At 30.1% G+C, this 11,996-nt stretch carries 11 protein-coding genes and 1 pseudogene; 6 read left to right on the top strand and 6 right to left on the bottom strand.

Going from position 1 to position 11,996, the window contains the following annotated elements; translation table 11 throughout:
• Position 1: 1 nt before the first annotated feature.
• Positions 2-883 (bottom strand): polyphosphate kinase 2, encoded by an 882-nt coding sequence (gene ppk2, locus ELQ11_RS03615; protein WP_002871378.1) that lies wholly within the window; start codon positions 881-883, stop codon positions 2-4.
• A gap of 93 nt (positions 884-976) precedes the next feature.
• On the opposite strand from ppk2, the gene ELQ11_RS03610 reads away from it, so the two are divergent.
• The 3 genes and pseudogenes from ELQ11_RS03610 (at position 977) to ELQ11_RS03600 (ending at position 4,735) form a co-directional block, all read left to right on the top strand.
• Positions 977-2,680: a protein-disulfide reductase DsbD gene (locus ELQ11_RS03610; RefSeq protein WP_134225144.1), complete on the top strand. Its 1,704-nt coding sequence runs from the start codon at positions 977-979 to the stop codon at positions 2,678-2,680.
• Positions 2,677-3,341: pseudogene (locus tag ELQ11_RS03605) on the top strand (MOSC domain-containing protein). Before ELQ11_RS03610 ends, ELQ11_RS03605 begins: the two are co-directional and overlap by 4 nt.
• 50 nt (positions 3,342-3,391) lie before the next feature.
• A complete protein-coding gene (locus ELQ11_RS03600; protein ID WP_052949606.1) occupies positions 3,392-4,735 on the top strand; it encodes a sodium-dependent transporter in 1,344 nt (447 codons plus the stop codon).
• Here ELQ11_RS03600 and ELQ11_RS03595 read toward each other — a convergent pair.
• The 5 genes from ELQ11_RS03595 to peb4 all read right to left on the bottom strand — a co-directional run bounded on the left by ELQ11_RS03595 (position 4,727) and on the right by peb4 (position 9,961).
• Positions 4,727-5,602: a 1-aminocyclopropane-1-carboxylate deaminase/D-cysteine desulfhydrase gene (locus ELQ11_RS03595; protein WP_052949605.1), complete on the bottom strand. Its 876-nt coding sequence runs from the start codon at positions 5,600-5,602 to the stop codon at positions 4,727-4,729. The two genes, ELQ11_RS03600 and ELQ11_RS03595, sit on opposite strands and share 9 nt — an antisense overlap.
• Entirely contained in the window at positions 5,589-6,542 is a 954-nt protein-coding gene (locus ELQ11_RS03590; RefSeq protein ID WP_126230209.1) for an OmpA family protein, read from the bottom strand. The genes ELQ11_RS03595 and ELQ11_RS03590 overlap by 14 nt, the downstream gene beginning before the upstream one ends.
• Complete coding sequence (locus tag ELQ11_RS03585) at positions 6,539-7,981, bottom strand: MotA/TolQ/ExbB proton channel family protein (RefSeq protein WP_052949604.1); 1,443 nt, start codon at positions 7,979-7,981, stop codon at positions 6,539-6,541. The genes ELQ11_RS03590 and ELQ11_RS03585 overlap by 4 nt, the downstream gene beginning before the upstream one ends.
• A 94-nt stretch (positions 7,982-8,075) precedes the next feature.
• On the bottom strand, positions 8,076-9,140 hold the full coding sequence (gene fbaA, locus ELQ11_RS03580; protein ID WP_126254474.1) for a class II fructose-bisphosphate aldolase: 1,065 nt from the start codon (positions 9,138-9,140) through the stop codon (positions 8,076-8,078).
• Entirely contained in the window at positions 9,140-9,961 is an 822-nt protein-coding gene (gene peb4, locus ELQ11_RS03575) for a peptidylprolyl isomerase PEB4 (RefSeq protein WP_126233031.1), read from the bottom strand. The genes fbaA and peb4 overlap by 1 nt, the downstream gene beginning before the upstream one ends.
• 80 nt (positions 9,962-10,041) lie before the next feature.
• Between peb4 and nth the strand changes: the two genes are divergently transcribed.
• The 3 genes from nth to ELQ11_RS03560 are packed head-to-tail and all read left to right on the top strand — an operon-like array spanning position 10,042 to position 11,958.
• The gene (nth, locus tag ELQ11_RS03570; RefSeq protein ID WP_126217886.1) at positions 10,042-10,668 is read left to right on the top strand and encodes an endonuclease III; all 627 of its coding nucleotides are present in this window, start codon (positions 10,042-10,044) and stop codon (positions 10,666-10,668) included.
• Positions 10,665-11,315 (top strand): DNA/RNA non-specific endonuclease, encoded by a 651-nt coding sequence (locus ELQ11_RS03565; protein WP_002871387.1) that lies wholly within the window; start codon positions 10,665-10,667, stop codon positions 11,313-11,315. The genes nth and ELQ11_RS03565 overlap by 4 nt, the downstream gene beginning before the upstream one ends.
• A 10-nt stretch (positions 11,316-11,325) precedes the next feature.
• On the top strand, positions 11,326-11,958 hold the full coding sequence (locus ELQ11_RS03560; RefSeq protein WP_002871388.1) for a trimeric intracellular cation channel family protein: 633 nt from the start codon (positions 11,326-11,328) through the stop codon (positions 11,956-11,958).
• Positions 11,959-11,996: the final 38 nt, after the last annotated feature.

The raw sequence follows: 11,996 nt of genomic DNA, 5'->3' as shown, positions 1-11,996 counted from the left end.
CTTAATCTAAATCTTTTATTTTCTCATCTGCTTTTTTACTGTCAAGTTTTTCCAAATTCGCCTCCATTTTTCGTATTTCTTCTTCTCCACTACGCACTAATTTTGCATCAATTTTGGAAAAATCTCCAGTTTTTTTATTTGGATATTCTACCTTAGAAAGTATAAAACGCAATAAATTTAATCTTGCTTTTTTCTTATCATCAGAAGAAATAATAGTCCAAGGACAAGTTGGGGTATTAGATGCTAAAAGCATAGAGTATTTAGCTAAAGTATATTTATCCCATAATTCTTGTGATTTTTGATCTACAGGAGATAATTTATATTGTTTAAGTGGATCACTTCGGCGTTTTTCAAAACGTTTTTTTTGCTCGTCTTTTGATACCGAAAAATAAAATTTAAAAAAAATAATATCACTATTTGAAATCATATTTTCAAACAAAGGCACTTCTCTTAAAAAATCTTTATGTTGTTGCGGTGTGCAAAAACCCATAACCGGTTCTACTCCTGCGCGATTATACCAAGATCTGTCAAAAATCACAATCTCACCGGCTGAGGGCAAATGTGCTATATAACGCTGAAAATACCACTGTGTTTTTTCCACATCACTAGGTTTTTCAAGAGCCACAACGCGGCAACCACGCGGATTTAAATGCTCAATCAAACGTTTAATCGCCCCACCTTTTCCAGCCGCATCACGCCCTTCTATAAGTATAAGAACCTTTAAACCCTTGGCTTTAACATGATTTTGAAATTTCAAAAGCTCAATTTGCAAATTCTTTAAATCTTTTTCATATTCTATTGTACTTTTCTTTCTTTTAACAGAAACATAAATTTCATTCTTTTTAACAGCAGCTTGCGTTTTTGGAGAATTATTTTCTTGCATTTTCAAACCTTTATAAAGTATTTAAAGCAAATTTACCATAATAAATTATAATTGAAGCTAAAGATAAAGGAAAAATAAGTTTTTAGGAAATTTATGCGTATTTTTGGTATTATTTTATTAAGTTTTTGTTTATGTTTTGCTTCTATATTATCTTTAAATGAAGCTTTTAATGTAAAATCAAACTCTTATAATAATTCTATCTCAATTAATATTGAACTTGGAAAAGATATTTATCTTTATTCTAATAAACTTAAATTATATATAAACGAAAAAGATATAAGTTCTTTGATTAATCTACCTCAAAGTTCTACAAGAGGTAATGAAAATGTTTATTATCAAAAATTAAATTTAGCTTTGCCAAATTTATTACTAGAGCGCTTTGCAAAAAATACTACAAATTTAATCAAACTCGAATTTCAAGGTTGTTCTGAACAAGGCTTGTGTTATAATCCTCAAACTTGGTACTTTGATCTCATTTCTAAAAAAGATGCTTTTGAAATTTCAAAACCTTACAAAACTCAAAAAACAGATAAAAAAACTAAAATTGAATCTGAAGAAAGCTCTATAGCAAATTTTTTAGCAACAGATAACTTTTTTTGGATTTTGCTAAGTTTTTTTGGCTATGGACTTTTACTCTCCTTAACACCTTGTATTTTACCTATGATTCCGATTTTATCTTCTCTTATCGTAGCAAAAAGTAATGCTAAATTTTCAAAAAAACATAGTTTTTTTCTCTCTTTTATCTATGTTTTTTTCATGTCTTTAGCCTATGCTATTGCTGGAGTTATAGCAAGTTTTCTAGGAGCAAGTATTCAAGGAATTTTACAAAAACCTATTATTTTAATACTTTTTGCTCTAATTTTCATAGCTTTTGCTTTTGCTATGTTTGGAGCTTTTCGTTTTGAATTGCCATTAAGATTTCAAACCTTTATACATAAAAAAAGCGAAAAAGGAAAGGGAGTTGTAGGTATAGCTATTATGGGATTTTTATCTGCTTTAATAGTAGGTCCTTGCGTAGCAGCCCCTTTAGCAGGTGCTTTAATTTATATAGCCAATACAGGCAATGCTTTATTAGGTGGTAGTGCGCTTTTTATCATGAGTTTTGGCATGGGTATACCTTTGCTTTTCATAGGCTTAGGATTAGGTTTTATTAAACCTGGTTTTTGGATGGAAAAAGTAAAAATTTTCTTTGGTTTTGTTATGTTGGCTATGGCTATTTGGATACTTTCTAGAATTATTGAAGAAAATTACATTTTAATTGCCTATGGAATTTTAGGTGTATTTTTTAGTGTTTTTATGGGAATTTTTGAAAAAAGTTTTACAATAATTTCTAAAATCAAAAAAAGTATTTTAATTCTTATTTTAACTTATTCTCTAAGTATTTTCCTAGGGGGACTTTTTGGGGCTAAAAATTTCTTAAATCCTTTAAATTTCAATACTATATCTGCCTCAAAACCTGCTTTAAGCTATGATTATATCAACAATTTTGAACAATTAAAGCAAGAAATACAAACAAATACAAAGCCCATAATGCTTGATTTTACTGCATCTTGGTGTGAAAATTGCAAACTTTTAGATGAATTAACCTTTAGCGATGAAAGAATCATACAAAAAATGCAAAATTACAAACTTATCAAAGTTGATGTAAGCGAAAATAATAATGAACAAATTAAAACCATGAAAGAATTTAATGTTTTTGGCCCACCTGTTTTAATTTTCTTTGAAAATGGAAAAGAAAAATTAAAAATCACGGGTTTTATCAGTGCTGATGATTTATTAAAAAAACTAGAACCATGAAAATTCAAAGTTTGCAAATAGGGAAAATTAAAAACTATAAAAATTTCCAAAACGCATTTATTAAAGATATTTACCTAAAAAACACAAATTGATTTTCTAGGTATTTTAGATGATCAAATAGCTAATAAAATTCATCATGGAGGCTACCATAAGGTATTTTTGCCAACTTTTGTCAAAACTATCCTATATGGGAAAGATTTCTTAATAAAAAGCTAAATTTTGGCTCAATGGGTGAAAATTTGAGCATCGATGGGCTTTGTGAACAAAATGTTTGCATAGGTGATATACATCAAATTTCAAATGCAATACTGCAAGTAAGCGAACCTAGAAAACCTTGTGTAAAAATTTCTAAAATTCATAATAATTCAAATTTTACACATGAAATTTTTAAAACGGGCTTGAGTGGATGGTATTATAAGGTTTTACAAGTTGGACAAATACGAAAGTATGAAAATATTAAAATTTTAGAAAAAAATTCTACTTCACTTAGTGTATTTGAACTCAATCAACTTTTTTACTCCCCACATCAAGCTCTTAGACAAAATCCGATTTTTTAGATAAATTAGAAAAATTAAACTCTCTCATATCTCAAAATTGGCACGAAACGATACACAAACGCTTAAAAAATACTTACGATATAAGCTATATGGATAGCTTATAAGTTTTTAAAGTTATTTTTAGGTAAAATAATTCTTTTTCGAAAGGATAATCATGCAAAGACAAACATGGAGTAGCACACTAACTTATATTCTAACAGTTGCTGGAGCAACCATAGGATTTGGAGCAACTTGGCGTTTTCCCTATCTTGTAGGAGAAAATGGTGGCGGTGCTTATGTATTAGTTTTTTGTATAGCTATGATTATCATAGGCATTCCTGTTATTTTAGTTGAAAATGTCATAGGCAGAAAAGCAATGACAAATAGCGTAGATGCTTTCAAACAAAAATGGCAAAGTATTGGATATATGGGACTTTTAGGAAGCTTTGGCATAATGGCTTACTACATGGTACTTGGAGGATGGGTTTTAGTTTATATTTGGGAATTAACCCTAGGGAATTTTAGTCTTGCCAATGTAGTAAGCAAAGAATTTACTCATCAGTTTTTTAACGACAAAATAGCCTTCAATCCTTTAGGAGTTGGTATTTTTACCACTGTTTTTGTAATTATTAATTATATTATTTTAAAAAGAGGCATTATAGATGGTATAGAAAAATCCGTCAAATTTTTAATGCCTTTATTATTTATCTGTCTTATTATTGTTGTGGGACGCAATTTAACCCTTGATGGAGCTATGGCTGGAGTTAAATTTTATCTTGAACCTGATTTTAGTAAAATTTTATCACCAAAACTTTTAATCGATGTTTTAGGGCAAGTCTTTTTTGCTTTATCCCTAGGTTTTGGGGTAATGATAACACTTTCATCTCATCTTAATAAAAATGAAAATATGGCAAAAACCGCTATTTATACAGGGGTTTTAAATACTATCATAGCTGTTTTGGCTGGTTTTATGATTTTTCCAGCACTTTTCTCAGCGGGACTTGCTCCAGATAGCGGGCCTTCTTTGGTTTTTGAAACTTTACCTATAGCATTTTCTCATATCCATTTTGGCACCATTGTGTGTATTTTATTTTTTGTCTTACTCTTGATTGCAGCTTTAACCACAAGCTTGCCAATTTATCAAGTTATTATTAGCGTATTAGAAGAAAAATTTAAATATTCTAAAAATCTTTCTATTAACCTAACTCTAGGGTTTATCTTCATACTTGGCAATCTTCCTTGTATTCTAACTTATGGGCCTTGGCGTGACATTTTTATCATCAAAGGAAAAAACATTTTTGATAGTTTTGATTTCATTAGTGGAAATATTTTGTTTGTTTTAACTGCATTTTTTTGCTGCATTTATGTAGGTTGGATTTTAGGCAAACAAGAAAGTTTAAAAGAACTTAGCAATAACGATACACTTAAAAGTCCATGGTTTGGAATTTGGTTTTATTATGTAAAATATATAGTACCTTTGATTATTTTAATCATTTTTATCTATGGAATTTTAAACTAATTTTTTAAATTTATATCTCTCTAACATAGTGGAATTTCCTAAAATTCCACCTTGATGTATATAAAGCAATGGTTTTTTCCACTCTTGTTTTAATGCTATACTTAATCCTAAAATATCATACAACAAGTCAAATTCTATATTGCACTTTAACTTTAAATCCATATAAAGCTCATAAAATTCTTTATACGGCTTAGCAAAGTGATATTTTTTATCACTTGTTAAAAATTCTAAATTTGAAAAATCATAGCTTGGATCTAATGTTAAAATTTGTTTTTTAAGATATTTAATATCACCTACACAAGCGCAAGTAAATACTTTAAATTTAGAATACTTTGCCAAAAAAGCTGCCGAAGTGCCTGTACCCGAAGGTAAAAAAATATCAAAATCAAACTTTAAACTTTGACTTTGCATTTGAATTTCTTGAGCAAGTTCCATATAGCCATATTGAGCTTCTAAATTAGCTATGCCTTGTTCTATAAAAATATCATCTTTTTTACACAAAGACAAAGCAAATTGCTTTAAGGATAAAGAATGGATATTTTCTACAAAATCAACACCATTTTCTAAAGCTAAAGCATAGTTTCCACAAGGATTATTCTTAAGAAAAGTAGAAATTTTTTCACAAGCAAAAACAAGCTTACATGATCTTTGTTTAGCAAAAATACTTAATGCCGCCAAAGCATTACTTTGGCTTCCTCCATAACTTACAAAAGATTGATTTTTAGGATATCTTTGATGGATATAAAAAGCAAGTTTCCTAGCTTTATTTCCATTAATTTCCCCTAATAAATCATCTCTTTTAATATAAAATTCAAATCCGTTAAAATTGATTTTTTGTATAGGACTAATTGTTTTAATGAAATTCAAAGAATTTTTCTACATCTTTTAAAGCATTATCATTTTTAATGCTAAATTTTATCTCTATGCGACGACTCTTATCCTTATCTTCAACTCCGTTGACAAACACAGGATCTGAAAAAGAACGTCCACTTGCCATTAAAAGCTTTTGAAGCTTATCACTCTTATAAAAAGTATAGATAAAATTCATCACCTCATAAGCTCTTTTTTGCGACAAATCTAAATTGTAAATATAAGATCCATCACTATCAGTATGTCCTTCAATAATGATATTTTCAATGTTAGAAAAAATTTTTGGATCTTCAAGAATAGCATCAAAATATTCACTTAAGATTTTTCTCAAACTTGCCTTTGCCTCATTTTTTAACACATAAGAATCTTTATCAAAAAGTACTTCAGCAGGCAAAGAAATAGATCCTGTCTTTTCATCTATAGTGATATTATTATCAAGTTTGCTTTGTAATTCCTTGCTTAAATTTTCACGAATTAAACCAAGATTTTGCACCTTTTCTTTAGCTTTGTGAAAATCTTCTTGTAAATTTTTAAGCTCTTCATCTTTTTTCTCTAGTTGACCTAGTAAAATCAAAATTTGCTTATCTTTATTATCTAAAGTTGAGTTTAAATCTTTGCTTAATTGCTTGTAATTTGTAATATTAGCCTCTAATTCTGCTTTTTGAGAATTAGCAAGATTTAAAGCACTAGAAGCATTGTTTAAATCAGAACTTAGTTTAAACACTATGGCTTCTTTATTTCTAAGCTCTTCTTTACTCTCCTCTAAGCGTGCCTCTTGTTTATTGAGATTGTCTTTAATTTCTTTTAAATCACTTTGAGTTAAAACATATTTTACAACAATAGTACCTATTAGCAAAATAAAAACAAACAGCAATCCCGCCATTAAATCAGCATAAGCTATCCAAAAATTGCTATCTTCTTTTGACTCATTTTTCATTTATTTTCTTTATCTTCATTTTTTAGCTCATCATTGCTTTCTTGCTTAGATATTTCTGCTTGAATTTTATCTTGATTTTCTTCAGTCTTAGACTCTGAAAAATCTTCTATTTGTTTGGTTTCATTTTCTTTATTCTGATTTTCGTCCCCAGAAAGCTTGCTCATCATTTGACTTGTTTCTTCATCAAGTGCTTTCATTTCTTTTTTAAGCTCATCCATCATTTTGATTTTAGCATCGATACTTTTTTCTTCTTCATATACTTCCTTAAATTTATGCATACCTTCAAACAAGCTTGCTTTAAATCCCTCAAAAACCTTTTCTTGACTTTCCAACATTGCTTTTTCATAAAGTTCAAAATTTTTACCAAAACGCTCTACTTTTTCATCGAATGCACTTAACGTCTTATCAAGATGATGAATTTTATCACTACTGATATCGAGCAAGCGATTATATTGTTCTGACATTCTTGTATTGATTTCTTTCAAATTTTGATTGAGCAAACCTATGCCATTTAACATTTCACTATAAAGCTTTCCAAGATCGCGTTGATCTCTTTGTGCTTTACTAAGCTCACCCATGGTTTGTTTGATGTGTTCACTACTTAATCTAATAGCCTTTTCTTCTACATTTAGCATATCTTGAAAAATGCCAAATTTTCTATCAATAGCATGATCAAGCTCTGCAAAAAAATCATCATTACTAACTTGTTTAAAAATTGCTCCAATTTTTTCAAAATGTTGCAAACTCTCGGTTAAATATCTCTGATCAAGCTCTTCTTTTGTCCAAAAAAATCCGCTTGTGGCGTTTTTTTGACGATTTAGCAAACGATCTATTTTACTTTTACCATATTTTTCAAAAAACATCCACCATAATGCAAGAAAAATTCCATAAATTGAAACATAAAAAGCAGTTCCTACTCCACTTAACAAATCTGCAATTTCTTGTTCTAAAGCAGCTGTATTACTAGAGCTAAAATTTGGCATTGAAAAAGCTATACTGATAAAAGTCCCTAAAATTCCCATCATTGGAAAAATTGCCGAACCTATACTAGCAAAATTCTCATTTCTTGCACCTTTAATATATGTATAAGCAAAGTCATCAAAATTGGCATTTGATTTCGTGTCTTTCCCTATGGCAAGAAAATGCCTCATAATATGTCTTTTTAAAGCCTGTTTAAATTCATCTTTTTGTTGTTCAAAAATACTATACGCATACTCAGCACTATGTCTAGCAAAAATCAATGCTGTAAAAAAAATCACACCTGTCATAATAACCGTATGTAATTCAACCTTAAAGTCAATTACATTAAAATAACCCAATAAAATCAAAATATAAAGAAAAGCTGGAATAAAAATAATTTTAAAATAAACCAAAGAACCTCTTGCATCTTTGCCTTCAGGCAAAACAAGTTCTGAAATTTCATCTGATTTAATCTCCATGAAACCAATACCTCAATAAAAATTTTATTTTAAAGATTGCTACTTAATTTGATAAAAATTTTTAAAACAAAATAAAACTAAGCCTTTAAAATGCTTAGTTTTTGTTTATACAGTTTAAATCTTCAAAAGCGACTTCAAGACGCTTTATCATGCTTTCTTCACCACTCCTTAACCAAACACGCGGATCATAGTATTTTTTATTTGGCTTGTCATCACCTTCTGGATTTCCAATTTGTCCTTGCAAATAAGCCCTATTTTTAAGTTCATATTCACGTACCCCATCCCAAAAAGCCCATTGGGTATCTGTGTCAATATTCATCTTAATTACGCCATAGCTTACTGCATCTTTAATATCTTTTAGCTCACTACCACTACCGCCGTGAAATACAAAATTTATAGGCTTATCACTATTTAAAGCAAATTTATCTTTTACAAATTTTTGTGAATTTTTTAAAATTTCAGGTTGTAAGCTAACATTTCCTGGCTTGTAAACTCCATGTACATTTCCAAAGCTTGCTGCGATTGAAAATTTATCACTAATTTTTCCAAGTCTTTCATATGCAAGTGCTACATCTTCTGGTTGGGTATAAAGCTTGGAATTATCAATACCTGTATTATCCACTCCATCTTCTTCACCGCCTGTACAACCTAGTTCTATTTCAAGCGCGACACCTAAAGCATCAAGTTTTTGAAGATAAACTTCACAAGTGCTAAGATTTTCTTCTAAACTTTCTTCACTAAGATCAAGCATATGAGAACTAAATAAAGCTTGTCCATGAGTTTGTTTATATTGCGCATTTGCCTCAATAAGCCCATCAATCCAAGGCAAAAGTTTTCTTGCGGCATGATCAGTATGTAAAATCACAGGTACACCATAAGCTTTAGCAAGTAAATGTACATGTTTAGCCCCACTAATTGCACCTAAAACTTCTCCATTAGGACAATTCTTCCCTGCATAAAATTTTGCCCCACCATTTGAAAACTGGATAATAACTGGGGAGTTAACTTTTTTTGCAGCTTCTAAAACTGCATTAATAGAATCAGTTCCTACAACATTAACAGCAGGGATAGCAAAACCCTCTGCTTTAGCATAGTCATAAACTTTATTAAGCTCATCTCCGCTAATCACCCCTGCTTTTACAATGTCTAAAACACCCATTATTTATATTCCACTTTAGCACTATTTAAAAGATCTTGACCTTTTTGATTGATAACTTTTTTAAATTCTTCAAATTTAAGTCCGTTTTCAATACCTTGTTTTACTTCATCAAATTTGATTTGACCTTTAGCCTGTGAATTTTCTTTTAAGATTACATGATAACCAAAATTCGTTTTTACCGGAGTTGTAGTAATAGTACCATTTTTAAGTGCGAAAGCAGCATCTGTAAAAGGCTTTACCATAGTTGATTGATCAAACCAACCAAGCTCACCACCTTGGTTTTTTGAACCTGGATCAATTGATTTCTCTTTAGCAAGCTCACTAAATTTAGCATCTAGCTCTTTACCTTTTAAACCTTTAAGTTCGTTAATAATATCCTTAGCTTCTTTTTCTGTCGCTACTAAGATATGTTTTGCTTGCACTCTTGCAGGTTTTACATATTTGTCTTTATTTTGTTCATAAAAAGCTTTAACTTTAGCCGCATCAATTTTAATTGTATTTAAAATTTTCTCTTGATAAACATTAACAAGTATTGCATCTTTTGCACGATCAAGTTCTTTTGTGTATAAAGGATCTTTTTCTAAATTTTGTTTTTTAGCATCTTGCAAAATTAAGTCTTGCATAATATACTGCTGAATAAGAGCTTTTTTTTGATTATCTGGCAAAGTTTTAAAATCCTGTCCTCTAAGCATAGGGGCAAAAAATTCACTTACTTCTGTATCACTAATGCTCTTGCCATTAACAGTGGCTACTGTAGCTGCATTTACATTTAAAGCTACACCTGCAATCAAAGCTGCTGCAACTAAAGAAATTTTTTTCATTGAGTTTCCTTTTTAATAAAATGTATATAAAATCGATTATATCTAAACTTGGTTTAAAGCTAATTAACTAAAATTAAAAAATGAAAAGAAATTTAGAAATCAAAGAGCTTTTTTTAAAACATTTTGAAAAACCTGTAACAGAACTTAAATTTTCAAATTTATACGAACTATTAGTCTGCGTGATGCTTTCAGCCCAATGCACTGATAAGAGAGTTAATCTCATCACTCCTGATCTTTTTAAAGCCTATCCTGATATCAAATCCCTTGCAAATGCAAATTTATCAAGCCTTAAAACCTACATACAAACTTGTTCATTTTTTAATAATAAAGCACAAAATCTTATAAAAATGGCAAAATCAGTTTGTGAAAATTTTGACGGAGAAATTCCTCTTGATGAACAAAATTTAAAATCCTTAGCAGGTGTGGGACAAAAAACCGCCCATGTGGTTTTAATAGAATGGTGTGGAGCAAATTTCATGGCTGTAGATACTCATGTTTTTAGAGTTTCTCACCGCTTAGGACTTAGTAAAGCAAAAACTCCAGAAGCCACAGAAGAAGATTTAACACGCATATTTAAAGATAATCTTAACTATCTCCATCAAGCCATGGTTCTTTTTGGACGCTACACCTGTAAAGCTAAAAAACCTTTATGTAAAGAATGTTTTTTAAATCATCTTTGCAAAAGTAAAGATAAGGAACTTAAATGAAAATTTTCATCTTTTTACTCGCTATATCTCTTAATATTTTTGCCTTAGAATCTTACAAGCCTAGTGCTGATTTTTCTTCTTATTTTAACAACACAAATTGCTCGCAAATCTTAGATAAGTTTTTTTATCTAAATTGCTATGATTATAAACTCAAAGGTACAAAAGCCGTTGCTTATAAAGTAGAAGCTTCAAATTTAAAAAATAAACAAATCAAAAAACGCCCTCGCTTTGAAGATGATACAAATATTCCTAAAAAATACCGCACTACTTGGAGTGATTATAAAAACAGCGGCTACACGCGAGGACACACTGCACCCAATGCTTCTTTTAGCTTTAGCAAGGCTGCTCAAAATTCAGTATTTTTAATGAGCAATATTACCCCACAAATTGCACAAATAAATAATAAAATTTGGAATGAAATCGAGCAAAGAGAAAGAAATTTGGCTTTCAAATTTCAAAGTATCGAGGTTTTAAATTTGGTACTTTACGATAAAGAACCACAATACATTAAAAACCGTATTGCTATACCAAGTTTTTATGTAAAAATTATTAAAACTCCGAAATTTAAAGAATGCTATCAAGTACCAAACCACGAAGTAAATGATGAAAATATTAAACAGTATCAAATAAATTGTGATAAATTTTAAGGTATAAATTATGGAGATAAATGCTCTTACGATAACTACTCTTTATATCATAGGTATTTCCGCAGAAGGAATGACAGGAGCTTTAGCTGCAGGACGCCATAAAATGGACCTTTTTGGAGTTATTTTTATTGCTCTCGTAACAGCAATTGGAGGCGGAAGCATACGAGATGTGCTTTTAGGGCATTATCCTTTAACTTGGGTTAAACATCCTGAATATATTATTTTAATCTGTTTTTGCGCCCTTGTAGCAACAAAAATTCCACGTGTAGTAACCAAGCTTGAGGCTTTATTTCTAACTCTTGATGCTATAGGACTTGTTGTTTTTAGCATACTTGGAGCTCAAATAGCCATAGATCAAAATCATGGTTTTATCATCGCTGTTGCTGCTGCTGTAATCACTGGTGTCTTTGGTGGAATTTTAAGAGATATTTTATGTATGAGAATTCCCTTAGTGTTTCAAAAAGAAATTTATGCAGGAATTGCCATAATTGCAGGAGCAATCTACTATTCACTTATAGTTTGGTTCGAACTTAATGCCCTAGTTTGCACGCTTTTAACTCTTTTTGTAGGAGTTATTGCAAGGCTTTTGGCTATCAAATATCAATGGTCTTTGCCTATTTTTTCCTACAACGAGGAAAAATAATTTATCGTTGCTTTATACAAGTTTGCTAAGATATTAAA

Source organism: Campylobacter sp. US50a, from assembly GCF_004379015.1.
GTDB lineage: Bacteria > Campylobacterota > Campylobacteria > Campylobacterales > Campylobacteraceae > Campylobacter_D > Campylobacter_D jejuni.
This window is presented reverse-complemented; position numbering and strand designations above follow the sequence as displayed.

Bases quoted from the DNA above. Each gene is read 5' to 3' on its own strand.
- ELQ11_RS03600 (WP_052949606.1), top strand. From the start codon at position 3,392: ATGCAAAGACAAACATGGAGTAGCACACTAACTTATATTCTAACAGTT.
- ppk2 (WP_002871378.1), bottom strand. From the start codon at position 883: ATGCAAGAAAATAATTCTCCAAAAACGCAAGCTGCTGTTAAAAAGAAT.
- fbaA (WP_126254474.1), bottom strand. From the start codon at position 9,140: ATGGGTGTTTTAGACATTGTAAAAGCAGGGGTGATTAGCGGAGATGAG.
- peb4 (WP_126233031.1), bottom strand. From the start codon at position 9,961: ATGAAAAAAATTTCTTTAGTTGCAGCAGCTTTGATTGCAGGTGTAGCT.
- ELQ11_RS03610 (WP_134225144.1), top strand. From the start codon at position 977: ATGCGTATTTTTGGTATTATTTTATTAAGTTTTTGTTTATGTTTTGCT.
- nth (WP_126217886.1), top strand. From the start codon at position 10,042: ATGAAAAGAAATTTAGAAATCAAAGAGCTTTTTTTAAAACATTTTGAA.
- ELQ11_RS03560 (WP_002871388.1), top strand. From the start codon at position 11,326: ATGGAGATAAATGCTCTTACGATAACTACTCTTTATATCATAGGTATT.
- ELQ11_RS03590 (WP_126230209.1), bottom strand. From the start codon at position 6,542: ATGAAAAATGAGTCAAAAGAAGATAGCAATTTTTGGATAGCTTATGCT.
- ELQ11_RS03565 (WP_002871387.1), top strand. From the start codon at position 10,665: ATGAAAATTTTCATCTTTTTACTCGCTATATCTCTTAATATTTTTGCC.
- ELQ11_RS03585 (WP_052949604.1), bottom strand. From the start codon at position 7,981: ATGGAGATTAAATCAGATGAAATTTCAGAACTTGTTTTGCCTGAAGGC.